28 protein-coding genes, 1 tRNA gene and 1 other annotated feature are annotated in these 24786 nt (G+C 42.9%); all 29 genes read right to left on the reverse strand.

Annotated elements, in window-relative coordinates:
- Positions 1–435: 435 nt before the first annotated feature.
- Positions 436–1251, reverse strand: coding sequence for a 3-deoxy-7-phosphoheptulonate synthase (aroF, locus tag VB118_09705; protein MEA4832872.1), 816 nt, complete (start codon positions 1249–1251; stop codon positions 436–438).
- Positions 1248–2492, reverse strand: coding sequence for a 6-phosphofructokinase (locus VB118_09710; protein ID MEA4832873.1), 1245 nt, complete (start codon positions 2490–2492; stop codon positions 1248–1250). Before VB118_09710 ends, aroF begins: the two co-directional genes overlap by 4 nt.
- 39 nt (positions 2493–2531) lie before the next feature.
- Positions 2532–3458 carry a homoserine O-succinyltransferase gene (gene metA, locus VB118_09715; protein ID MEA4832874.1) on the reverse strand — a complete coding sequence of 309 codons (927 nt, stop codon included), beginning with the start codon at positions 3456–3458 and terminating at the stop codon, positions 2532–2534.
- The gene (hslO, locus tag VB118_09720; protein MEA4832875.1) at positions 3448–4371 is read right to left on the reverse strand and encodes an Hsp33 family molecular chaperone HslO; all 924 of its coding nucleotides are present in this window, start codon (positions 4369–4371) and stop codon (positions 3448–3450) included. The genes metA and hslO overlap by 11 nt, the downstream gene beginning before the upstream one ends.
- A 4-nt stretch (positions 4372–4375) precedes the next feature.
- The gene (locus tag VB118_09725) at positions 4376–5164 is read right to left on the reverse strand and encodes a methyltransferase domain-containing protein (GenBank protein ID MEA4832876.1); all 789 of its coding nucleotides are present in this window, start codon (positions 5162–5164) and stop codon (positions 4376–4378) included.
- On the reverse strand, positions 5151–5489 hold the full coding sequence (locus VB118_09730; GenBank protein ID MEA4832877.1) for a YerC/YecD family TrpR-related protein: 339 nt from the start codon (positions 5487–5489) through the stop codon (positions 5151–5153). The genes VB118_09725 and VB118_09730 overlap by 14 nt, the downstream gene beginning before the upstream one ends.
- 98 nt (positions 5490–5587) lie before the next feature.
- Positions 5588–6874, reverse strand: coding sequence for a lactate racemase domain-containing protein (locus VB118_09735; protein MEA4832878.1), 1287 nt, complete (start codon positions 6872–6874; stop codon positions 5588–5590).
- Positions 6875–6918: 44 nt separating this feature from the next.
- The gene (gene gnd, locus VB118_09740; protein MEA4832879.1) at positions 6919–8370 is read right to left on the reverse strand and encodes a decarboxylating NADP(+)-dependent phosphogluconate dehydrogenase; all 1452 of its coding nucleotides are present in this window, start codon (positions 8368–8370) and stop codon (positions 6919–6921) included.
- A 45-nt stretch (positions 8371–8415) separates the two neighbouring features.
- Positions 8416–9294, reverse strand: coding sequence for an amidohydrolase family protein (locus tag VB118_09745; GenBank protein ID MEA4832880.1), 879 nt, complete (start codon positions 9292–9294; stop codon positions 8416–8418).
- 91 nt (positions 9295–9385) lie between these two features.
- A complete protein-coding gene (locus VB118_09750) occupies positions 9386–10684 on the reverse strand; it encodes a thymidine phosphorylase (protein ID MEA4832881.1) in 1299 nt (432 codons plus the stop codon).
- Positions 10681–11100 carry a cytidine deaminase gene (locus tag VB118_09755; GenBank protein ID MEA4832882.1) on the reverse strand — a complete coding sequence of 140 codons (420 nt, stop codon included), beginning with the start codon at positions 11098–11100 and terminating at the stop codon, positions 10681–10683. The genes VB118_09750 and VB118_09755 overlap by 4 nt, the downstream gene beginning before the upstream one ends.
- A gap of 144 nt (positions 11101–11244) precedes the next feature.
- Positions 11245–12372, reverse strand: a complete 1128-nt coding sequence (locus VB118_09760; GenBank protein ID MEA4832883.1) for a phosphopentomutase — start codon at positions 12370–12372, stop codon at positions 11245–11247.
- A gap of 83 nt (positions 12373–12455) precedes the next feature.
- Positions 12456–13163 (reverse strand): purine-nucleoside phosphorylase, encoded by a 708-nt coding sequence (gene deoD, locus VB118_09765; GenBank protein MEA4832884.1) that lies wholly within the window; start codon positions 13161–13163, stop codon positions 12456–12458.
- Between the two features lie 21 nt (positions 13164–13184).
- The gene (gene deoC / locus VB118_09770; protein ID MEA4832885.1) at positions 13185–13877 is read right to left on the reverse strand and encodes a deoxyribose-phosphate aldolase; all 693 of its coding nucleotides are present in this window, start codon (positions 13875–13877) and stop codon (positions 13185–13187) included.
- Between the two features lie 440 nt (positions 13878–14317).
- Positions 14318–15163: an HAD-IIB family hydrolase gene (locus tag VB118_09775; GenBank protein MEA4832886.1), complete on the reverse strand. Its 846-nt coding sequence runs from the start codon at positions 15161–15163 to the stop codon at positions 14318–14320.
- 403 nt (positions 15164–15566) lie between these two features.
- Positions 15567–15643 (reverse strand) — tRNA-Ile (locus VB118_09780).
- A 135-nt stretch (positions 15644–15778) separates the two neighbouring features.
- On the reverse strand, positions 15779–16162 hold the full coding sequence (gene rplL, locus VB118_09785) for a 50S ribosomal protein L7/L12 (GenBank protein MEA4832887.1): 384 nt from the start codon (positions 16160–16162) through the stop codon (positions 15779–15781).
- Positions 16163–16268: 106 nt separating this feature from the next.
- Positions 16269–16823 carry a 50S ribosomal protein L10 gene (gene rplJ / locus VB118_09790; GenBank protein ID MEA4832888.1) on the reverse strand — a complete coding sequence of 185 codons (555 nt, stop codon included), beginning with the start codon at positions 16821–16823 and terminating at the stop codon, positions 16269–16271.
- A 24-nt stretch (positions 16824–16847) separates the two neighbouring features.
- Positions 16848–16986: a sequence feature (ribosomal protein L10 leader region), on the reverse strand.
- A 37-nt stretch (positions 16987–17023) separates the two neighbouring features.
- The gene (rplA, locus tag VB118_09795) at positions 17024–17716 is read right to left on the reverse strand and encodes a 50S ribosomal protein L1 (GenBank protein MEA4832889.1); all 693 of its coding nucleotides are present in this window, start codon (positions 17714–17716) and stop codon (positions 17024–17026) included.
- Between the two features lie 19 nt (positions 17717–17735).
- Entirely contained in the window at positions 17736–18161 is a 426-nt protein-coding gene (gene rplK, locus VB118_09800) for a 50S ribosomal protein L11 (protein ID MEA4832890.1), read from the reverse strand.
- 122 nt (positions 18162–18283) lie between these two features.
- Positions 18284–18823, reverse strand: a complete 540-nt coding sequence (gene nusG / locus VB118_09805) for a transcription termination/antitermination protein NusG (protein MEA4832891.1) — start codon at positions 18821–18823, stop codon at positions 18284–18286.
- A gap of 15 nt (positions 18824–18838) precedes the next feature.
- Positions 18839–19162 carry a preprotein translocase subunit SecE gene (gene secE / locus VB118_09810; protein MEA4832892.1) on the reverse strand — a complete coding sequence of 108 codons (324 nt, stop codon included), beginning with the start codon at positions 19160–19162 and terminating at the stop codon, positions 18839–18841.
- Positions 19163–19215: 53 nt separating this feature from the next.
- The gene (rpmG, locus tag VB118_09815) at positions 19216–19377 is read right to left on the reverse strand and encodes a 50S ribosomal protein L33 (protein ID MEA4832893.1); all 162 of its coding nucleotides are present in this window, start codon (positions 19375–19377) and stop codon (positions 19216–19218) included.
- Between the two features lie 212 nt (positions 19378–19589).
- On the reverse strand, positions 19590–20876 hold the full coding sequence (locus VB118_09820) for a hypothetical protein (protein ID MEA4832894.1): 1287 nt from the start codon (positions 20874–20876) through the stop codon (positions 19590–19592).
- A 131-nt stretch (positions 20877–21007) separates the two neighbouring features.
- A complete protein-coding gene (locus tag VB118_09825) occupies positions 21008–22117 on the reverse strand; it encodes a hypothetical protein (protein MEA4832895.1) in 1110 nt (369 codons plus the stop codon).
- Between the two features lie 150 nt (positions 22118–22267).
- A complete protein-coding gene (locus VB118_09830; protein MEA4832896.1) occupies positions 22268–23296 on the reverse strand; it encodes a hypothetical protein in 1029 nt (342 codons plus the stop codon).
- Entirely contained in the window at positions 23293–23670 is a 378-nt protein-coding gene (locus tag VB118_09835; protein ID MEA4832897.1) for an AraC family transcriptional regulator, read from the reverse strand. Before VB118_09835 ends, VB118_09830 begins: the two co-directional genes overlap by 4 nt.
- A gap of 319 nt (positions 23671–23989) precedes the next feature.
- Positions 23990–24214, reverse strand: a complete 225-nt coding sequence (locus VB118_09840) for a hypothetical protein (GenBank protein MEA4832898.1) — start codon at positions 24212–24214, stop codon at positions 23990–23992.
- Between the two features lie 17 nt (positions 24215–24231).
- Positions 24232–24756, reverse strand: a complete 525-nt coding sequence (locus tag VB118_09845; GenBank protein ID MEA4832899.1) for a hypothetical protein — start codon at positions 24754–24756, stop codon at positions 24232–24234.
- Between the last annotated feature and the right edge of the window lie 30 nt (positions 24757–24786).

The raw sequence follows: 24786 nt of genomic DNA on the forward strand, positions 1-24786 counted from the left end.
TGTATCACTTCTGCTCCGCTTTGTCAAGCACTTTTTTAAGATTCTTTTCATCTTTTTTCGTGCCTATCAGCCCCTTGCTTCCGTGCGCCGCTCCGTTTTCGGCGGCTTTTGTATTGTAACATGCACGTATGCTTTTGTCAAGCCCTTTTTTGATATTAATTCATTTTTTTGTTTATTTTAATGTTATTCGCGCTTTTCTTACTCGTGTATTCCTTTTCAGTAATGTAATAAGACCGTTAATCGTTTTAAATAGCAGTCCATGTCCCTCTTTCTATATATAAAGAAGCAGATTTACGAATAAGAGATATCATTCTGTAATTTTCAAGCTCCGATGGTTTTAATAAATAAAAAGCTCAAAAAAACGGTAAAGCCGACGATATTACCCGTCACTCCACCGTTAATACTGATATATTTTTTGTTATTACTTTAAAGCTGTTATTTTTCAAATTTCGGTATACCATCCAGCCGCTTCATGAGCAAAGCAAATTGCTCCGGAGTCAATGCCTGAGCTCCGTCACATTTTGCGCATTCAGGCGATATATGAACCTCTATTATTAATCCGTCCGCTCCGATTGCTTTCGCAGCCGCGGCAAAAGGAGCGACAAAATCTGATTTTCCAGCGGCGTGGCTCGGATCTATTATTACCGGAAGATGCGTCATTTCCTTTAATATCGGAACTGCGCATAAATCAAGAGTAAAGCGCGTTTCAGTTTCAAATGTGCGTATTCCTCTTTCGCATAATATTACATTCGGATTTCCGCCTGCAAGAATGTATTCCGCACTGTAAAGCAGCTCTGATACGGTATTCGCAAACCCGCGCTTAAGCAGAACAGGCTTTTTTATCTTTCCAAGCGCTCTTAAAAGTTCATAATTCTGCATATTACGCGCTCCTATCTGAAGCACATCAATGCTTTCAAACGATTCAAGCTGAGATACATCGGTTATTTCAGAAACAACCGGCAGTCCTGTCAGTGCGCGTGCTGAAGCAAGGAACTTGATTCCCTTTTCTCTCAGCCCGCTGAAAGCATAAGGCGAGGTACGCGGCTTGAATGCTCCTCCGCGTAAAATACGAGCGCCGGCTTCTTTTACTTTCTCAGCTGTCAGCAACAGCGTTTCGCGATCATCAACGGTACATGGACCGGCAATGACGGTAAAACCACCATCGCCGATAGCTGTATTCCCGATTCGCACAACGGTATCCTGAGGGTGGTTATCACGCTTTGACAGTATCAGTTCATTTTCTATGATCATTTTATAATGAAATGCTTCGGCATTCCGTTTACATATTCCAGATTTACTTCTCCGGCAATCAAAGGAAGCAGATATTTAACGCATGTATCGGTTACATTGCTTCCATCCGGTGTTATAAATTCGGCGGGTACTTTTTTTATTTTGTTTGCGACCTCTTCAATTCCAATTAGCTTTGTAACGCATGAATATTTATCTCCCTGCGTTCTGACTAATGCAACAAATTTGCCTGTTTCGCCTTTTATTCCCGCGGCGGCCGCCGTGCGTCCGACCAGGACAGCCTCGGTTATATCGGTAAGCGACGCTATATGAGAAGCGCAGCGCTGCAAAAGGTTGAATTCTATGGATCTTACTTTACAGCCGATACGTTCCCGTACAATCATTTCAAGCGTTTTTCCGGTGCCTGAAAGATATTTGTGCCCGAAAGCATCCTTCATTTCACCGCGTTCCTGTGCGGAAATATACTTGCCGTCTTTATCGCGTATTCCTTCGGAAACCGCGATGAGAACCGAATTTTTCTGTTTTAAAAGCAGCTCTGTCCTGTTTATGAAATTCTCCGTATCAAACGAAACCTCGGGAAGATAAACCAAATCGGGTGCATCAAGCGGATTTATCGCGCGAGGAAGCGCGGCGGCGGCGGTGAGCCATCCGGCGTCTCTTCCCATGATCTCGCAGATCACGACGGATTTAAGATCGTAAACCGGCAGGTCGCGGGCGATTTCTGAAATAGATGCGGCGATGAATTTAGCGGCCGAACCGTAACCGGGCGTATGATCCGTTCCGACAAGGTCGTTATCTATAGTCTTCGGAACTCCTACCGCATATAATTCTTTATGGTTTGCTTTGGCATATAACGAAAGCTTATATACCGTGTCCATCGAATCGTTTCCGCCGATATAAAACAAATATTTAATATCCAGCTCTTCAAAAATATCAAAAATCTTTTCATATAGAGGTCTTGATGCGGAGTCATGCGGATCGGGCAGCTTTTTACGGCACGAACCGAGCGCGGCCGATGGCGTCATTTCTAATTCATGAAGCTCTTTATCTGATGGCAGAATATCAAAAAGCGACGCGAAACGTCTGGCGAGTATACCGTCGATTCCGTTTTTAGCTCCGTATAGCATCCCGATCCTGCCGCTTTCGATGCAACCGCGTATTACCCCAGAAAGTGTCGCGTTAATTGCGGCAGTTGGTCCACCCGATTGTCCGACAACGGCATTGTGTTTTATTATATTATCCATGTCTGCTCCTGCTTTTACCTGTTGGACGAGTATATGTTGTCATTGTTCCTGCACTATCTGAGCCAGGTCATAAGGCGTTTCCTGATATACGAAATAATTCAGCCAATTGGCAAAGAGAAGGTGTGCATGTGATCTCCATCTGTTCAAAGGACGTTTTGCGGGATCGTCATCGGGAAAATAATTATATGGCATTTCTATGTCAAGCCCCTTATCTCTGTCGCGAAAGTATTCTTTCATAAGAGTGTCATAATCATACTCCACATGACCGGTAATGAAAACGTTCCTTCGGCTCTTTGAAGCCACAAGAAAAACGCCGGCCTTATCCGAATAGCTCAACAGCTCCACCTTCGGGCAATTGAGAATATCTTCGGCGGAAACAAATGAATGGCGCGAATGCGGCGCAAGGAACACCTCGTCAAAGCCCTTTACAAGATCGTGAGAAGGATTTACCAAAGCGTGTTCAAATACACCGAACACCTTCTTTTCCGCCGGATATTTATTTATGCCGTAGTTGAAATACAACCCGGCCTGAGCACCCCAGCATATATACATCGTAGAATGAACGTTCTTCTTTGACCAGCGCATCATATCACAAAGCTCGTCCCAATAATCAACTTGCTCAAATTCAAGATTTTCAACCGGAGCGCCTGTTATTATCATGCCGTCAAATTTTTCGTTTTTTATATCGTCAAAGCTCTTATAAAAGCTGTCAAGATGAGAAGAAGGTGTATTTTTCGATATATGAGTATTCATTTTCAACAGAGTGATGTCGATCTGAATCGGTGTGTTCGATAAAAGCCGGAACAGCTGAGTCTCTGTCACGACCTTTGTCGGCATCAAGTTTAAAATCACAATACGCAGAGGACGGATATCCTGATGCTGCGCACGGTTTTCATTCATTGTAAATATATTTTCGTGTTCAAGAATCTCACGCGCGGGAAGCGCGTTTGGAATTTTAATCGGCATTATCGTTATTCTCCATTTTCGCTTTTATCTCGCCGTCATTTTTTAATGCTTTTATTATTGCGTCGAGCTCGTCCGGTTCAAACACATATTTAGCGCCGCAGAAATAACACTCCGCGGTCTGCGGCTTGTTTTCCGCACGCATTTCAAGAAGCTCGTCATTTCCCAATGAACCGAGAGCGGCGGCATATCTTTCTTTTGAACAATCACAAATATAATCGACTTCTATTTCGTCGAATATGTCGAACTCCATTCCTGCAAGGGCAAGCTCTGCTATTTCCGTATTCGTCTTTCCCTCTGAGATCAGCTGAGTCACAGGCTTAAGCGATGAAATATTTTTTTCCACTATATCGGCAGTAGAATCGTCTGCGCCGGGTAAGAGCTGAATGATAAATCCTCCGGCGGCGGCGACGCTTCTGTCACGTCCGACAAGCACGCCGAGAGCGCAGACCGACGGGGTTTGTTCGCTTGAAGCAAAATACTGGGTGATATCCTCTGCGATTTCTCCAGATACAAGCCGCGACATACCGATATACGGCTCTCCGAAGCCCATATCCTTTATAACATACATGGTTCCGGATCCAACAGCTCCGCCAACATCAAGCTTTCCGTTCTGTTTTAAAGGGAGATCGACATTCGGATTAATTATATATCCTTTGACATTTCCCATGTAATCGCCGACGCATACGATTTTTCCGGCAGGACCGTCGCCGTTTATTTGCAGAGTAAGCGTGTTTTCTTTGTCTTTTAAAAGGCAGCTCATCAGAGCGCAGCCAGAAAGCGCACGTCCAAGCGCCGCGCAGGCTGTCGGTGTGAGAGAATGTATCTGCCTTGCTTTTTCCGCTATTCCTGTTGAATTAATAATAAGAATTCTTACGGCTCCGTCACGAGTAACGGCTCTTGTGAGTTTGTTCATGTTTTTATTGCAGCCTTGTCTGTTTTTTTGCGACGAAAATAAGTCTTTCGGGTTTTTCTTCTCCGCGGAGAGGAAATATATCCGCGTCGCTCTTTATATGTGTAATTTCAAATCCGGTTTCGGAAAGAAGCTTCTCAACTGTTTTCGGGCTGTGATACTTCTGCCTGTGCGATTCGGTCATTTTTTTATAAATGCCGTCTCCGCATTTTGCAAATATAGTAAGGTCAAATGTGCAGGTACGTCTTTTCGGCCGGAAATTATTTTCCCATACGCAGTATACATCTCCATAATCGAGAGCAAACACATTGTTTCCGTATATGCTTTCATATCTGTAGAGAGTATTGATGTCGAAAATAAAAATGCCTCCGGGGCAAAGCGCGGAATTCACGCATTGGAAAGCGGAGCGAAGCTCTTTATATGAGGTTAAGTAATTCAGTGAATCATAACAACAGACAGCCGCTTCATACCTGCGTGATGTGCAAAAGGAGCGCATATCCTGCTTTGTAAAGAATATCCCCTCGTCTTCCGTTTTTGCGGAAGCGACAGCAAGCATATCTTCGGATATATCTATTCCGAGTACGGAAAAGCCCTCTGAACGCAGTCTCAGCGTCATTTCGCCTGTTCCGCACGCAAGATCGAGCAATCCGCATCCGGGAATATCGCCGAATTCCTCGCGAAACATATGGCAAATAAATTTTATGTAAGAATTATATTCCGCTCCGTCATTAAGAACATCATAGCAGGAGGCAAGAGTCGTGTATTGATTATAAACAGCCATTTTATTCTTTATCACCGTTTTTGCTTTGACTGTTATCGTTTCCGCAGTTATCTTCTTCAGAAAGGCGTTCTAAAACAGTGCGGTATCCGTCGCTTCCGTATTTAAGGCAACGGTTTACGCGGCTTATTGTGGCGGAGGAAAGACCGGTTTGTAAAGCAATATCGCTGTATATCACGTTTTCACTGAGCATTTTCGCCGCTTTCAACCGTTTTGACATTTCCTTAATTTCGGCGACGGTGCATAAATCCTCAAAAAAATTATAACATTCCTCGATGTTGTCAAGAGTGAGAATTGCCTTGAACATACAGTCGACATCGCTGTCTTTAATCTTTGAATTCATCTTTCAAACGCGCCTTTCCGATTTATATAAATATCTGTTATATATTTGCCGTTTAAAATAACGCGGCCGCCGCCGGAAAAAGGCGGCGGCCGATAATTTTAAAATCTTGCCCTGTCGGCCCAAAGCCCGAGCGCGGGATTGGAGATATAGTATATTCTCTCGCCGTTTTCCAGAGTGTTATATCCGTCCGTAAGCTTTTCGGGATCGTACATTCTGATTGCTTCTTCATACGGAATATAGTCAAAGCAGGCTCCGCGCACTTCTTTTTCGGTCAGATACCGCGTGCAGTAGGTAATGGAAAAACGGCCATCAGAGGAACCGTGTATAAGATGAGCGGCAGCGGAAAGATTACCGCGTAAGTCCTCGTTTTCTTCAACGAGCGTAAGTATTTTTTCGCGTCCGCAATAGCCGTATTTCCGGATCAGTTTATCAATATTAGCGTCTTCGCCGAATTTATCGACTCCGGGAGCGAGAACGATAAGCTCTCCTCCGTCAGCTATCGCCATACGGGTACGGTATACGCTCTTGTTTCCGAGCCATGTGCTTTTAAATTCCTTATCGTCGAGCATTACCACCACTTTTTTAAACGGCTCGTCGACGAATTTCAGATTCTTGCGCTGGCTGAGAGCGACAGCTTCTTCAAAATATTTTCTTTCACGTCCGACGAACAGACCATGAATTTTTATATTGCCTTCAGGCGCCGTGGTCACGGTCAAAACATACTTCAGCGGAATTTCGGACAGAAAATGTTCTTCCGCATAATCGAAAACCTTTCTTACAGGGGAATGATCCTTTCCCATTATACGCTCCATGCCGTAAAAGGCCCCAAGCATATGAGAGGAATTGATCATATCGCTTCCGCCTATTCCGACAAAGATATTCTTGTTACGGTTGGCCATTCCGACAACCTCGTGAGGTACGACCTGTCCGATAGACAGGATGAGATCGTATGAACTGTCTAAAAGACGGCGGTTCACCTCGACAGCTATCGGAGTTTTAATAAGCCCTTCAGAAACTTCTTCGATAAACTTGCCGGGGACTTCTCCGATTTTGGCAATATCGGTGTGCCAGTTGTGATATATAAATTTTTCGAAAGGAATGTCTCCGTACATAGCGCAGACCTCATCCCTCGTCATTGCTACATGCGTTCCGAGAGCGGGAAGAATGTCTATATCACAGCTGTCCTTCAGCAAATCGTAATATATTTTTGTAATTTTTCCGGCTCCGGAATGAAAACGGGTATAATCCGGCGGAATAATCAGTACTTTCTTAAGTTCACCTTTTGACGATGAAAGCGAACGGGCAAGCTCATTTTTCAGCTGTGTGTCGCTTATGCCATCGTCGGTTTCCGCATACACGGAAAAGCCGAAGCTTGACAAATCCATTTTACTATTTCCTTTTCTTTTCTTGAAAAACACGGATGAGTCCGTCAGACAACATATGTGGAAGCGGAGGTATTTCCGCCTTCTCCGGTCCAGTTGGTATGATAGAATTCGCCTCTTTTGCGGTCGGTGCGTTCATAAGTATGAGCGCCAAAATAGTCGCGTTGCGCCTGAAGCAGGTTAGCGGGAAGCCTTTCCGTGCGGTAACCGTCGTAATAATTAAGCGCTGTCATCATAGCCGGAACCGGTATGCCGTTCATAACCGCAGCAGCGCATACGCGGCGCCATCCGTCTTGGGAAGCATCGATAATATTCTTGAAGTACGGATCAAGCAGAAGATTTGTAAGCTCCGGATTCTTGTCAAACGCTTTCTTTATTTCGCCGAGGAAAACGCTTCTGATAATGCATCCGCCTCTCCACATGAGAGCTATGCCGCCGTAATTAAGATTCCAGCCGTATGTCTTGGCAGCGGCGCGCATAAGGGTATATCCCTGGGCATATGAAACAATTTTCGCGGCGAAAAGCGCGCGGCGAATATCATTAATGAACGCGGCTCTGTCGCCTTTGAATGCGGGCTTTGGACCGGTGAGAATTTTAGAAGCGGCGACTCTTTCTTCTTTGAGCGCGGACAGGCAGCGGGCAAATACAGCTTCTCCGATAAGAGTCAGCGGGATACCTTCATCAAGAGCGGCGATTGCAGTCCACTTGCCGGTGCCCTTTTGTCCGGCGGTGTCAAGTATATAATTTACAACATATTCGCCGTTTTCATCCTTTAAAGCGAGTATGTCGCGCGTGATTTCGATCAGATAGCTGTCAAGCTCCGCCTTGTTCCATTCGGCAAAAACATCATGCATTTCGTCAGGGGTCATTCCGAGATAATCACGCATGAGCTGATATGCCTCGCATATGAGCTGCATATCGCCATACTCGATTCCGTTATGAACCATTTTTACAAAATGTCCTGCTCCGCCTTCTCCTACCCAGTCGCAGCACGGAGAACCGTCTTCAACTTTGGCACAGATCGCCTGTAATATCGGCTTTACATAAGGCCATGCGGCGGGAGATCCGCCGGGCATCATGCTCGGGCCCTTGAGAGCGCCCTCTTCTCCTCCGGATACTCCGGTGCCTATATAAAGCATTCCTTTTGATTCAACATATTGACAGCGGCGTATTGTATCCGGAAAATGGCTGTTTCCGCCGTCTATTATGATATCTCCGGCTTCGAGATGCGGGATGAGCTTTTCAATAAAATCGTCAACGGGCTGTCCGGCCTTGACCATAATCATGACTTTCCGCGGCTTTGCAAGGTTTTCACAAAGCTCTTCGATCGAATATGCTCCGATTATGTTCTTGCCTTTTGCGCGGCCTTCGACGAAATTAGTGACTTTTTCCGTTGTGCGGTTATATACCGCGACCGTAAAGCCCTTAGATTCCATATTCATTACGAGGTTTTCGCCCATTACCGCGAGTCCAATGAGTCCGATATCAGCTTTTTTCATATATTATAACTCCTGTTATTATTAACTTTTGTATTGAATCCGGGATCACAGCTCGTGAATGAGCTTGAGCGCGTTTTTATAATAAAGCTTGTCAAGAATTTCTTTATTGAGTCTTCCCTTTATCGTTTCAATAAATTCCTGATGAACATTGTCAAAATAATCGCGGGCATAACATATCCTGTCCTGATATTGCGTCAGGAATTCGACTGCGAAATCCGGATCTCTGGCAAGAGCGTTGCATCCGCTTCCGGCAGACCAGTCACAATAAAGGTTGGGGTATTTATCGAGCATTTGAATAAGCTTTCCGCCGGGAGAGACTTTTCCATTAGGATACGCTCCGTCCTTTGCCGGGTCATATCCGCCGGATATATGAGCCCAAAAGCCGGGCGCATGGCCGAGGAAGTTGGTGTCCGGGCATGCGGCAACCGCGCGCTCAAACGCTTCAATTCCGCCGCCGTACCAGTAATTCGGGCGGGGATACTTTACGGAGCAGTTAAATTCGTAGTCGATGTGTACGGTAACGGGAAGCCCCTTCTCACCGCAGAAACGATACATTCTTATCGCGTCGCAGTTGTCATACATCATTCTGATTTTTAATTCGCCGTAAGCCTTGACTCCGTAAAGATTGATTGCGGAATTAAGAGAGTCTATCGCATCCGGGCGGCGCGGATCCGGCGCATATCCGAGGATAAAACGGTCGGGATATGTTTTCTTATAATATCTGCATCTCTCAAACGCGATCGGTCCGTATTCGATCATGGAATTGACATTTACATTTTTATTATACGACGGATCGTATTCGCTCGACGGGCATTCCCAAGTAAGGATCCATGTTTTGTCGATCCCGTATTTGTCCATATTCTCAACGGTTTTATGTACGTTATAGCCGTACCAATCCGCGTGATTATGTACATCGATAATCATTGTTTTATTACCAATACCTTTCCGAACAAAATTTTTCAAGTTATATTATATTATCAAACGGCCGGTATGTCAAGGGGTTTGAAATTTGTTGTCAAGTCACTTCGCCGATTATTTCATCCGTCATCTTTGGGGGGCTGTCCGAAAATTCAAGCGCGTTTAAAAATTCATCGCCTGCTTCCTTCAAAGTTTCGGGACGGCATGTATGTAAATAAGCGACTGGTTCGCCTTGCTTTACCCGATCGCACGTCTTTTTAGTTAGAATGATTCCGGCGGAATAATCGATTTTATCTTCTTTTTTAACTCGTCCCGCTCCGAGCATCATCGCGGCAGTGCCGATTTTTTCAGTATCCATTTTTTTTATATACCCACAGCTCTTTGAACGAAGCTGATATACAACACCGGCATGAGGCATAAGAGAATAATCGTTTAATACGCGCGCGTCTCCCCCCTGTGCGGATATCATCTCCGCGAATTTTTTCGCTGCGCTTCCGTTTTCCACGGCTCTTCCGGCTTTCCGACGCGCGTCCGAAAGCGATATATTCAAGGACAGAGCAATCATTCTCGCGGCAAGTTCCAATGACACATCGTAAAGCTCCCCCTTAAGTCTGTTGTTCAGTACCTCGCACGCTTCTATAACTTCAAGCGAATTGCCTATCGCATATCCGAGAGGCTTGTCCATATCCGTTATAATGGCGATCGTTTTTCTGCCCGCGCCCTTCCCGATTTCAACCATTTGTTCGGCAAGAAGGCGCGCTTGGGCGGCGGTCTTCATGAATGCACCGCTCCCGGCCTTTACATCAAGCACAATGCTATTGCTGCCGGCGGCAAGCTTTTTGCTCATGATGCTCGACGCAATAAGAGGTATACAGCTGACTGTCGCGGTTACATCGCGCAAAGCATACAGCTTTTTATCGGCCGGTGCAAAATCGCCGCTTTGCCCTGTGACGCATAATCCGATCTTTCTTACACAGCTATAAAATTCGTCAGCGGACAGAGAGGTGGAAAAGCCGGGGATAGAATCGAGCTTGTCAACTGTGCCGCCGGTATGCCCGAGTCCTCTTCCTGACATCTTTGCCACGGTCGTTCCGCAGGCGGCCGCAACAGGTGCCGCGATAAGCGTCGTTTTATCTCCGACGCCGCCGGTACTGTGCTTGTCAACCGTATTTTCAAACATGCTCAGATCAACCTTGTCCCCTGAGTCGGCCATTTCCATCGTCAGGCGTAAAGTCTCTTTTTTCGTCATTGAACGTATATAAATCGCCATCAAAAGAGCGGACGCCTGATAATCCGGTATCTCACCGGACGTATAACCGTGTACAAAATAGCTTATTTCATCGTCGGAAAGCTCTCCGCCGTCACGTTTTTTTGCAATTATATCATACATTCTCATTTTAACAAGCCTCCGTTGAAGCTTTCGGGCATAAGCTCCCCGAGCGTAAAACTTTTAAACTTCGAGCCGTCATATAGATAAAATAAAAAATCCGGACTGCAGAATTCTGTAAACGCCTGTCGGCACATACCGCAGGGAGCGCAAAAGTCGGTTATTATCCCGTTTATGCCTCCTACGACCGATGCAGCCATGAATTTTTTTCGGCCTTCGCTGACGGCCTTATATAAAGCCACTCTCTCGGCACATACCGTAACGGGATAAGACGCATTTTCTATATTGCAGCCTGTTATTATTTCTCCGTCGGAGCAGATAATAGCCGCTCCGACATTAAAGCCGGAATACGGAGCATATGATTTTTTTAATGCATCAACCGCCGCGCGAACAAGTGTTTCGGCTGAAAACTCTTTTTTTAGCATATATTCATAAACACCTTCTGTTATTAAAAAGCAATTAAATAATCCTTGTTTTATAAGAAATAATAGCACACATACAGAACCTTTTTTCTCTTTAACGGTAATTATTTAATTGCTGAGTTAACTATTATTTTAACGCATTAACATTCAGTGCATTCCCAAAGCGTCAGCGGCGATTATACCTATTTTATCAAAACCATATATGGTTTCCAAGTTAACGGAAGCGAGATTTTCGGCATAAACAAGAAGCGGAACTGCCTCGCGCGAGTGATCGGTGCTGGGCGTTTTTGGATCGCATCCATGGTCTGCGGTAATTATCAACAAGTCGCCGCTTTTAAGCTCAGACATAAATTTTCCAAGCCATAAATCAAAATTTGAAAGAGCGGATGCGTATCCGTCCGCGTCGTTTCTATGTCCGTAAAGCATATCAAAATCCACAAAATTAGCAAAGCATAATCCGTGAAAGCTGCGCTTGGCTATTTCCGATACGGCTTCCGCAACGCTTTTGTTACCTTTGACCGGGTAGCTTTGAGTTATTCCCTCGCCGGCGAATATATCGCCGATTTTTCCGACGCCTATGACGTCATAACCTGCCGCCGCGAGTTTGTCAAGCAAATATCCGCGCGTAGGTTTAACAGAATAATCATGCCTGTTCTGTGTGCGGACATAATCGGGATATTCACCGGTAAAAGGCCGTGCAATAACCCTCGCCACACGGTTTTCGCCGTCAAGATGAGCGCGTGCGATGCGGCATAGCTCATAAAGCCTTTCCGTACTGATCACGCTTTCGTGTGCGGCGATCTGAAAAACGCTGTCCGCGGATGTATATACTATCGGTTTTCCCGTTTCTATATGTTCTTTTCCGTATTCTTTTATAACTTCTGTTCCTGAATATGGGCGGTTGCACAGATAGCCGATTCCCCACTCGTCGGTTATTTTCTTCATTAACTCCTCGGGAAAACCGTTTGGATAAGTAGGAAACGGACGTTCTGAGATAATCCCGGCTATTTCAAAATGACCGACTGTCGTATCCTTGCCCTTTGAAAGCTCGAAGCATCTGCCGTATGACGCGACCGGTACCACAGCCCGGCGGCACCATCCGGCTCCTTCTATGTTGAATAAACCAAGTTTTCTTAAATTAGGGGCTTTTAGTATACCCGTTTCAGCAACGCTTTTCAGCGTATTGCTCCCTTCGTCGCCGAAATCCGCAGCGTCCGGCGCGTTCCCGATGCCAAGGCTGTCAAGCACAAATAAAAACACTCTTTCGTATTTCATATTATTTCCTTCCGTTTGTTTTTTAACGTTCTCGTATTAATATTTTAACATCAATATAATTACATAACATATTATCTTCCGCTTTAAATGGAAACAGCCGTATTCAAAGCTATAGTGATCATTTGGGTAAAGGTTTTCTGACGTTCCTCCGGAGTACATTCCTCGCCTGTAAACGGGCAGTCAGAAACTGTGCATATTGTCAGAGCACGTTTTCCGAAGCGCGAAGCCGTCATATAAAGTGCCGCACATTCCATTTCCACAGCCAATACTCCCATTTTGCGCCACTCTGACAGCTTTCCGGAATCGTCATAAAAGGTGTCGGACGAGAGAACACTTCCAACTGCGGGAGCTATTCCTTCCTCTTCCGCACATTTTACCGCGGCAGAAAGCAAGCCATAATCCGCGACAGGCGCAAATACGCCGGGAAGACTATACTGTGAACCGAACGATGAATTCGTACACGCTCCCATTGCGAATATAATATCCCTCAGCTTCAATGAATCAGAAAGGGCACCGGCCGATCCTACTCGGATAATATTATCAACTCCGTAATAATTATACAGCTCGTATGAATATATCCCGATAGACGGCATTCCCATTCCGCTCGCCATCACTGATACTTTTTTACCCTTGTATTCACCTGTATATCCCCTTACTCCCCTTATATCGTTGACTAGACGTGGCAATGTTAAAAATGTTTTAGCGATAAATTCGGAACGAAGCGGATCACCCGGCATGAGCACGGTCTTCGCGAAATCACCGATCTCGGCGGAAATATGAGGCGTTGACATTTATATACTTCCTTTCAAATATTATTTAGCGTCTATATCCAAATCTATATTCAGTTCCTTCACCGCTTTGACTATTCTGCTCGTTCCGAGCCTTGACGCGCCCAGAGCGATCATATCGCGCGCATCGTCAATGGATGATATGCCGCCGGCAGCTTTTATTTTTAAATGAGGCGCGACATGTGCTTTCATCAGCGCGATATCATCTCTAGTCGCTCCTCCTGTTGAAAATCCAGTCGAGGTTTTTATGAAATCAGCTCCGGATTGAGAAACAACCTCGCACATATTTATTTTTTCTTCTTCCGTAAGCAGGCATGTTTCAATTATTATTTTTAATATTCTTTCGCCGCATACAGATTTAATTTCTTTTATTTCTGTTATTATTTTATCATATTGGCGATTCTTTATCCAACCGATGTTCACTACGGAATCAATCTCATTTGCACCTTCGCGTATTGAAGCCTCCGCTTCGAAGCATTTTGACGATGAAAATGAATAACCGTTGGGGAATCCGATTACCGTACATACCGCGATCCTTCCGCAAAGGCACTCTTCGGCATATGAAACATATGACTGAGGAATACACACTGACGCGGTTTTATATTTAACCGCATCCAAACAGAGAGCTTTAATCTGATATGAAGTGGCAGCAGGTGAAAGCAGCGTATGATCCACCTTCGATAATATTGATTTTATTTCATTGTTGTTTATATTCATATTTTACAATACCTTTCGTTATACTGTTATTATTTTACAGATCCGCTTTAATTATAAAAATGTAATACTCACCGTTTAAAGAGAGAAAAGACTTTGATATATGTGCTTTTCTCTCTTATAAAACATGAATTATTAAATTGCCGTTTTAATAACAGCTCTTTTTGTTTATAAGACACGGTATTATCTGATGCTATAAAATATACTTCGTCGCTTATCTTTAAAATTTAATAACATATAAGTAATCAATACTTCATTTATAGTATATCAAATTTTAATATCAATATCAAGTATTAAATATTTCCCGACAATTATTATAATGGCATTAAATATGCTGTGTCATATTATTAAGAAAAGTCAATAATAAGTGTTTCTTCTCTTTATTAGCTGTAACTAAAGTTATTCAGCTATTTTGTTTTTAGCTCTAAGCTTTAGCTGACGATTTAATACTCATCTTTAAGAAAAGCGTTTTTGACCAGCCATTTTGCAACGCCATCATCTGTATTGCCTGATATTACATCGGTCGAATGAGCCTTGAGTTCTGTCACCGCATTTGCCACGGCATAACATTCATCCCCGGCTTTAAACAGTGAAATGTCGTTGTGATTATCTCCGAAGGTAACTACTTTGTCAAATTTATATTCGTGACGAAGATATTCGACAGCACTGTATTTGGATGCTTTTGCAGAACATACCTCCATATACCACAAGCCCAGATCGTAAATATCTTTATAGTATATGATATTCATATTTCCCGCCGCTCTCAGTTCATTAACAACCGGATCAAGCTTTTCGCGTTTGTCGCATACAGAAAAATATATAATATTACGATTGCTGTCTTGAGCTTCGGCAAAGGAACCAAGCTTTTCAAATGGTTTGGCGTATTTTCTGACGCGTTCGTCATAAAACGTTCTTGATTGAGGAGTACTCAATTTTGTATAACAAGCAGATAGCATTTCGTTCTTTAAAGAATATATAAATCCCGACAGATCATATTTCACTGCTGCATTTATAAGCTTTTCAAGCGAATCTCCTATAATTGAATGCGAATAAACATATTTATTCGATCTCATATCGTAGAGACATGCTCCGTTCATTAATACGGCAGGAACATTTACTTCAGCACCGGCGAAAATGATCTTTACGGTTTCACGCGTTCTCGCAGTGGCTATACTGAAATAACCTCCTGAGTCCATGAGATTGTTTATTACGCTTTTTGTATATTCCGACAATTCGGCATTATTGTTCAAAAGCGTTCCGTCAAGATCGGATATAAACAGGGTTTTCATATTCACTCCTTATTAGCTCATTATAAAACCGCAATTAATTATGTTTAACAGATTAAATGTTTATTATATTAAAAGCTATTTTAAATATATGCGATGTATATTTCATTGCGGATTTAAGTATTTATACAAAAAAACACCAATCTGGTTTACGACCAAAAGGCTCTGATTGCCCGAGGTGGTTCAAACCAATAATTGATGCTTATTTATTATAGATCATAATGTATAATAAGTCAATAATAATTATATGACATATTAAAAAGAAATAGGTTCTTGACAAAATTTCATTGGATAGAAATCTACAGAAGAGAAAGAAAGATACCTGATGCGGGAAAAAGATCGTCTATGGTTACGCTGACAAAAGAAATCCGAACAAATACCCGTATGGGTCTAAGTTCGGATTTAATGGTGGGCCTTCAGGGACTCGAACCCCGGACCAACCGGTTATGAGCCGGTAGCTCTAACCAACTGAGCTAAAGGCCCTTCTTTATTAAGAAGGTGCTGTATAAGACAGCTTTGATATTATACCAACTGACGCACAATTTGTCAATAGTAAATTTTAATTTTTCTATATTTGCCGTCCGGATATCCGGGCGGCAAATATTACGATAATCAATATTACTTGAGTTCGACTTCTGCGCCTGCAGCAGTAAGCTTTGCTTTGATGTCTTCTGCTTCGTTCTTCGGAATGTTTTCCTTAACGCTCTTCGGAGCGCCTTCGACAAGATCCTTCGCTTCCTTAAGGCCGAGACCGGTGATCTCACGGATTACTTTGATAACATCAAGCTTTTTAGCGCCGAATGCTTTGAGTATTACAGTGAATTCCGTCTTTTCTTCAGCAGCGGGAGCAGCAGCTCCAGCAGCGGCAGAAGCGCCGACAGCGGCAACAGGAGCGGCAGAAACGCCGAATTCAGCTTCAAGAGCTTTTACGAGTTCGGAAAGTTCAAGAATGGTAAGTGTTTTGATTTCATCTAAGATGTTAGTGATTTTTTCGGATGCCATTTTAATTTCCTCCATTGCATTGTGTTTAATAATTTTTCTTTTGGCTTATTTCAGCTAAAAGACGGCATATAATTTATTAATTTATGCCGGTGTTTTTTGTTTTGAGTTATGCTTGCGCTTCTGCGGGCGCAGCTTCTGCAGGAGCAGCTTCGGCCGAAGCCGATGCTTCATTTTCTTTATCAATCTTAGCCTGAAGAACATAGGCAAGACCATAGAGAGAAGACTGTAGACTGCCGAGCAATTTTGCGATAAGCATTTCCTTGGGCGGGATAGCTGCAAGTTCCTTTACGCCGTCGGCGTCGATGACTTCGCCTTCAACATAACCTGCTTTGATTTCATAATCCTTGTGACTATCAGCGAATTTTGAAATAATCTTCGCGGCAATAACAGGATCTTTTTCCGATATTGCGATTGCCGTCATTCCGTTAAGCTGAGAATCCATTGCTTCATATCCGACATTGTTAAAAGCAAAACGAAGCATCGTGTTCTTTATTACTTTATAATCCACACCTGCTTCACGAAGCTCCTTGCGAAGCTTTGTGTCGTCTTCAACAGTTGTTTTGTAATAGTTAACAACAACGCCCGCCGGGGATGCTTTCAGCTGTTCTGTCAGCTTTGAAAGAACTTCCTGCTTATTGGCGAGAATTTTTGCACTTGGCATTTTGTGGTTCACCTCCGGGTTGTTTTTTAGGTAAAAAAAGTCCCTTTGCCATACCGACAAAGGGACACAATTAACCGATAGTTAAATGAGCTCTTCCTCGGCAGGCTGTTTAAAAAAGCGGAACGCTTTTACCTGCTGTCTTAGGTAACTTAAATATTGTAACACGATTATTCCATCGTGTCAATAGTTGATATCAACAATCAACCAAGTTTAGCATAATTAATTTTTATGCCAGGACCCATCGTCGAAGCGATGACGCAACTTTTTATATACTGACCTTTTGATGACGCAGGCTTCGCTTTGATTATCGCGCCTAAAAGCATATCAAAATTTTCTGAGAGCTTGTTAGCGCCGAATGAAGCTTTTCCAATCGGGCAGTGAATAATATTTGTTTTATCAAGACGATATTCGATCTTACCGGCTTTGGCTTCTTTTACAGCCTTCGCGACATCCGGTGTGACTGTTCCGGCCTTAGGGTTCGGCATGAGTCCCTTCGGACCGAGAATTTTACCAAGGCGTCCAATAACGCCCATCATGTCCGGAGAAGCGATGACTACGTCAAACTCGAACCAGTTTTCCTGTTGGATCTTTGCGACCATATCTTCAGCACCGACATAATCAGCTCCTGCTTCCGCCGCGGCGGTAGCTTTGTCGCCTTTTGCGAAAACGAGAGTACGAACCTTTTTACCTGTTCCGTTGGGAAGGACAACAGCGCCTCTGACTTGTTGATCAGCATGACGTGAATCCACTCCGAGACGAACATGAACTTCAATTGTCTCGTCAAATTTAGCCTTTGCCGTTTTGCATACGGTATCAAATGCTTCAGTCGTGTCGTAAAGCTTTGTTTTATCGAAAGATTCTGCGCTTGCTTTATACTTTTTGCCTCTTTGCATCTTCTTACTCCTCCCCTAATTATTCTTCGACGGTCACGCCCATGCTGCGGGCAGTACCGGCGACCATGCTCATTGCAGTTTCAAGAGACGCGGCGTTAAGGTCGGGCATTTTCTGCTCGGCGATCTTCTTGAGCTGTTCTTTTGTGAGTTTTGCGACCTTTGTCTTATTAGGAGTAGCGGATGCGGTTTCGATTCCGCAAGCCTTCTTTATAAGAACGGCGGCAGGCGGGGTTTTGGTAATGAAAGAGAAAGTTCTGTCAGCGTAAATTGTAATGACAACAGGAATTATAAGCCCGATGTCAGCCTTAGTGCGCTCATTGAATTCTTTTGTAAAATTGGGGATGCTCACGCCATGTTGGCCAAGAGCGGGACCGACGGGTGGTCCAGGCATTGCCTTGCCGGCCGGGAGCTGCAGCTTTACGAAAGCCGTAATTTTCTTTGCCATTTTGTTTTCCTCCGTGTGGTATTGATTTCGGGATTTCTCCCTCCCACTTTGCGTTACGTTCAATATTTTATAAACGCATACGCTTTATTGAACGCGAAATTTCGCGGCAATAAACTTATCTGTTAATCATAATTGTCGATTTTCTCGACCCATGATGTATCAAGCTCTATCGGCGTATTGCGCCCATGGAGCGATGCGGTGACTTTAACTCGTTTGAAATCAGGCGATATCTCATCGACCACAGCACTGGTGATATGAGCGGCAAGCGGTCCCTGTATTACGCGAACAAAATCTCCGACTTTGAAACTCAAGCTGACTGAAGTCGTGTCAACTCCGAGTGCCTCCACTTCATCATCGCGAAGCATAACCGGCTGTGATCCTGGACCGACGAAACCGGTGACACCGCTTGTGTTCCGCACAACGTGCCAGCTTTCGTCGTTCATTATCATCTTCACGAGAACATAGCTCGGAAAGAGCTTCCGTTCTTCAACTTTATCTATCGAGGGATCGACTATCTTCTCGATCGGAATTTTAACCGATTGGATCAAATGAGACAATTTTCTGTTTTCAACAATCTTTTCGAGATTTGCCGCCACTCGATTCTCATAACCGGAATAAGTATGAACGACATACCAATGCGGTGTTTCGTTATCTTGAAGCATTTTTATCTCCTGTAATCAGCTAATCTTCCCAAGTAACAGAATAAGCTCGGTCAAGCCTAAATCGAGAAGGCCGACAACGAGTCCAACTCCAACTATTGCAACCAGTACGACACCAGTACTTTTAATGACATCTTTTTTCGGATACCATACGACCTTTTTCATTTCGCTCTTATAATCTCTGAAAAAGCCGGATATCCTTTTGCCTAGTTTCTTCCAGAACGCGGAGAACTTGTTTCCTTGAGCATCACTTTTTTTAACAGATTTTTTATCAGCTTTTTTTTCAGAAACGCTTGTAACAACTCCGGTTGTGTCTTCTGTCGGAATCTTTTCGTCTGCCATAATCATTATCCTTTCATATATTATAATAATCGGTTCGTATAATGCGCGGTAGATTACTTGGATTCCTTATGCATTGTGTGTTTGCGGCAGAAACGGCAGTATTTATTCATTTCGATTCTGTCAGGTGTGTTTTTCTTATTCTTTGTTGTGTCATAATTCCTCTGTTTGCACTCCGAGCATACAAGAGTGATTTTGACTCTGTTTTCAGCAGCCATTTTCGGCACCTCCGTTTATTTCAATACAATTCGTACCTTCCTCAATAAAGGCAAAGATAAATACAAGCTAAAACGACAAATATAATTTGCCATAAAAAAAGACCTTCAAGAGGTAAATATAATATAACACAATATAATAACTTTGTCAATATTTATTTATAAAAAATTCCCGCCATTTATATCGGCGGGAATTTTCTTCTTACAATAATATGTTATTTTGATTTTTTAGCGGCAATAATGCCTGCGCAGGATGCAAAAGCGAGAAGCGCAAATATAACAAGCCCGGTATCACCGGTTTTGGGTGTTTCAGTGGAAGTGTCGTCAGGCTTTTCAATAGCCTTGGAAGCATCGGCAAAAACATAATTTGTAGCACCGTCAACTGTAGAGAAAAAAGCGCCGTCAGAAACAGTCGTCCAATACGAAATTTCTGTCGCTTTTCCGTTGACTACAGCAAAAAGTTTAGAGCCTGCGGAAGGATTGGCAACGCGGATAGGTGAGTTTACTGCCGCGCCGGCAACCTTATATTCCTTGTCTACTTTATTGAAAAGAGTGGCATTTTCATTTACTTCAACAGGTTTAAAAGCATAATCGGTAGCTTTAAAATTGGTTGCGTCTGCGTGATTGATTGCAACTGAATAAGCAGGTTCAACCACTGTGCCTTTGGCGTCAAGGGCGGCAATGGTCGCGCCCTGATCTATAAGAGTTAATGTTCCTGTAAACGCGGAAGCCTGTCCGGTTCCGGCTATTTTATTAATAGTTGCGCCTTCTTTAGCGATTATAGTCAAGTTATTGCTTACATTTCCCAATCCGCCCCATATGGTGCCAGGATTGAAGTTCTTTCCTACAACAAATACTGTTTCGACATCTTGAGCGACTCCGCTATTGCCATTATAGGAAACAAACGAGTGCGCAAACGCGCCGGTTGCATACATTTCCATCGTTCCGGTGCAGTAAATATAGGAACCGGAGCAATTTGAGAAAGTAACAGTGTCTTCAGCAACAAAATTACCTTGGAACGCGTCGAACATCACACGGATTCCGCCGCAATCAATTTCAAGATTTCTGTATATTGTGCTGTCATAATTATTGAATTGAATGGAATTTGCAAAAGTTATTTTCCCGCCGTCGCCGGTGACTATTATGGTATTATCATGACGCGGAAGGTTGATAGTGGTTTTCAACCATTCATCTGTGTAAATGGTTTTTCCTGATTCGTCCGTTTTTACTGTTCCGTCGTCGTTTTTTTCGGCAACTTTATCAGTAAAGACTGCATCGCCGGCGACATCTCCGGTTATTGTAATGGTACCGCCAGTTTTTGATAGCGCATTATATGCGCTGACAAGATTGTTGAATGGTTTTGCTTTGGTACCATCTCCGTCTGTTCCGGCTGTTCCGTCTACATATACAATTTGATCAGCCGCAAAAGCATTGATGGAAGCTATCGCACAAAAACTAATGATCAAAGCAAACGCAAGAAACATTGATAAAACTTTTTTCATAATTTCCTCCAATTATTAGATTGTGGTAATTATAACACATTATTAAATGATATTCAATACTTAATTTTATTTAAATAAAATTTTCGTATATTTATCTTTTATTTGATATTTGGAATTATGAGCTTCCGTGATTAACACTCCAATACATTATAAGTTTTATTATTTCGCAACTGATCTTTGCAGACAATCAGTCTTTCCAATACATTCCGGTCTATAATAAACAGCTTTTTAAATAATAATATCAACTCGCTTTTTACTTTATCGCCGCAGATACGTTCACCCGCGTCATCCGCGATCCTGTAATTTGATTCCGGTGTCACGCCAAGCAATTCCCATATCTTCCAGCATAGATCATGAAATAGAAAATACTGTTTCGCGGATTCCAGGAATAGTTCTTTTACAACGATATCATCCGTTTTGCAATATAAATCTGAAGCAAAAGCTTCCGCGGTATGCCAGCGGCTTTCCACTGTGTAACCGGCAAGGCAGTTTATCCATTCAGCAGTCTGATGTTTATCTGATCCGCCGTCGTCAAGCGCGTCCACGATTTCCCTTTCAAGCTTTATACCACCGCTATTTTCAAGCATAAATATCATATGTTCAATCAGCGCAGGTAAATCTAATTTTGGTTTCTCACTTGTGATAATAATAGCGCATATAAGAGAATCATACCACTTCCCGGTATAAAACAAGCCCGAGTCTGTATATCCGTCCGGTGTATGAGAAGGCTTTACTGACCAATGGTCGTGAGAATCTATACCATACAGAACATCGCCGTCTGTATCATATCCGGTTACAACATGCCAGTCCTCACCTATGCCATGCTTCATCAGAACAGGCATGCCGCAGTCAACCGAATATGAGATGCGTTTAAATAATTCGGTTTTACGCTCTGCCCGATCAATAATTTCATAATTATATCCGGCGGATTTCATCGCGAAATCGAGAGTGCCTGTCGTGCTTATTTGATCGAAGCTCCATAAAAGGCCGACACCGGTAACTGCTAAATAATAATGATACCGGCTGATATGAAGCCGATTTTCCATCGATTTATTTCCGCATCCGCCGCAATTATCGCATACGGAATGATTTCTACTGCAATAAATTGGAGTGTTACCGCTTGCAATTGTGTTGTTATCTGCTTTTTGTGCCGCAAGAATCGCTGATACAAACGCACAGATGAAGCCGTCGCTTTGCGCATCCACGGGATATTTTATTATGTTCTCGTTTATTTTTTTCATAATGTCTGTTTGTTTCCTGTCTGGCTTATATAATAATTAAATTATATGAAGCTCCGAAAATCTACTTAAAATACGGAATCACTTGTTTCTGCACTGATTATGACTTAAAAAGGTTATTCTGATCATCAAAACATTATTTTGTGTAAATAATTATAGCTTTCCTATAACATGTCCTATATTCTCCGCTGCTTTTAAATCCAGTTTTCTACAATACTCAAGTATAGATACAATCTTCATTCTTGTTTCATGATCTAGTAATTTACTGTCATTATCTCCCGTGACAAGAAAATGTACTTCCCACATTTTATCATGAATCTGGCTAAAAGCCGATACCGCTTCCTGTAAAGAGTTTTTACTCAAATATTCTTCACATTCGGTAAAAAAGGCTGCGGTGTAGCATCTTCTTTCAGCAAGATCAAATTTTTCGGGATTTATATAACGCATTTTGTCCTTTTTCCTGCGATAGTTATCATCATTTTCAATACGGGAAATCCATGTGTCCCACATATATTCACCGAAGCCGTAATCGTATGTATTTTTACCATTTGAAATAAGCATCTGATATCCGCGTTCAAGTGCTCTAATAACAATTTCCCGACGAGATCTTGGTTCCTCCAATCCGTCAATAAAAACCACAGCAAACAGATCATCAGTCCAATTATCATAAATACGGCTGTTTTTCATCATATCAAACGCCTTGCATGAGTTTCCTTTTGAAAAAGGATAAGCTCTGACTTTTTGCCCATTTTCTTCATATCCCATAACAAGCAAATATTTATTATCGTTGTACAGAAATATCATCGGTAAATCATTGTTGATATGCTCAACAAGTTCTTCTGTTTTTACTGTATTCATCACCAGACGGTATTTTATACCCTCCGCATTAAAGCAATCTTTAAGAGGCTCGCCGTTCCACAGTCCTGCTTTTAATATTCCGTGAGGTAGATCAAATAATAACCCGAAGCCTTCTCCCGATACTCCCATTTGAAAAAAATAATCCAGATCGTTCTCCCATGTACGGCCATGAGCCTGTAGCTTTCCAATACGCGGAGGCAGCCCCATAAAGGTTTTCAAAGCGCTTATCATAGCAGGGAATGCCATATCATGCGGACACATCGGGTTTTTATGTTTTTTTCGGACACCGCGTTCCGATATTATATGATTCGATGTGTAATTCATTTTCCCTCCTTTTGCTTTATAGCAGTAAAATAATTCATTTGATTATAACCCAACACTTTTTGCGCATCCTTTGGCGTTATGACGTTGCCCATATCAGGACGTGAAGGATCACGTTCGAAACCGTGAGCGGAAATGAAAGCCTCCACTGCTGCCATTTCTTCATAACTGGATTGTCCGTCGATTCCTGTAACAATCGCATAAAGACCACCTTTAAAATTGATAACCTTTAAGCCATCCGGAACCTTCGTATCTTCTCTGTATATATAAAGCCAGTGAAAACCGCCGGATTCTCCCCATATACCATCCCAGAACAGGTAATCACATGGGAAAACATTATTATCTGTCTGTTCATTCAAATAAAATAAAGTTTTCACTTCCAAACTCCCCAATGCCTGAAGAAACCATCCTGCAGTCCGGAATTCGGCATATTCTTACAGATTCCATATATACTCTCCTTTATTATTGCTTTTTTACTGGTTTGGATGAAAACATCCAGTTGACAGTTCACGCGTCATAAACTATGAATGAGCATTGCGATACTCATAAGTCAGGTACGCGATAAATCCCATCCGGAGAACATCCTGCGAAAATGTTCTCCGGATTTTAAAAAGCTCTTTTCTATAATTATAGAAGCTTTATGGGATTTATTTTCGAAACCCTGCTTAAACCATAATTTATATGGTTTTTGTAAACTTACACAATTTCAGAAATTTTTGCGAAAAACTCATCTTTTGTTTCGCATACTGTGAATACGCCGTTAAGAAATCCGAATACCTTGCCTTCGAGCTCGGGGCATTTGCTTGCACATTTACCAATGCATCCGGTAGTGTAGTCCTTCGTTTTTACCTTTCCCTTGAGCTCGGTCACGTCGAAGCCGGAGCATTTTTTACATACGCGTACTTTTTTCGGTTCAGCCATTTGATTGTCCTCCTTTTTCATTCTATGTAAAAACAGATATCGAGAATTACGTTCCCTTTGTCATCCGGGGTTGTAAAACGCGGGCAGGTATAACGCTCAAAAAACCAATAAGCTCCATTGTCGCTTTGAATGGCATGACCGTTTTCCATGAGTTTTCCCGAACATCTGCCTTCCTGCATATAGACCTCGCCCTTTGTCTCGTCTCCGTAAACCCAGCAAACGCCAAGTATCGACGCGGGAAAGTCGCGGTATTCAAAGCCTTCCGGGACTTCAGTTCCTTCAGGCGTAAAAATACCTATCCAATATTGAAACGGCTCGCCGTCTTTATGCCTCATCAGACCTATATAGGCGCCGCTGTCCTTAAATGTTTCACAGGTCTTCGTTTTGCATGCGCTTTCAATACTTTCAAACCAGCCGTTTTGAAACCATTCACCCCACTTATTGCCGAATCCGCCGTTAACACGGTCAGAATCACCGTATTTTTTTCCTATAAAACGCGTCGCCGGGATTTTTTGTGTGTAACACTTGATAATTTCCGCCATTTTGATCTGCCTCCTATATTTTTTTATTAA

The organism is Oscillospiraceae bacterium (genome assembly GCA_034925865.1).
Taxonomy (GTDB): Bacteria; Bacillota; Clostridia; order Oscillospirales; family SIG627; genus SIG704.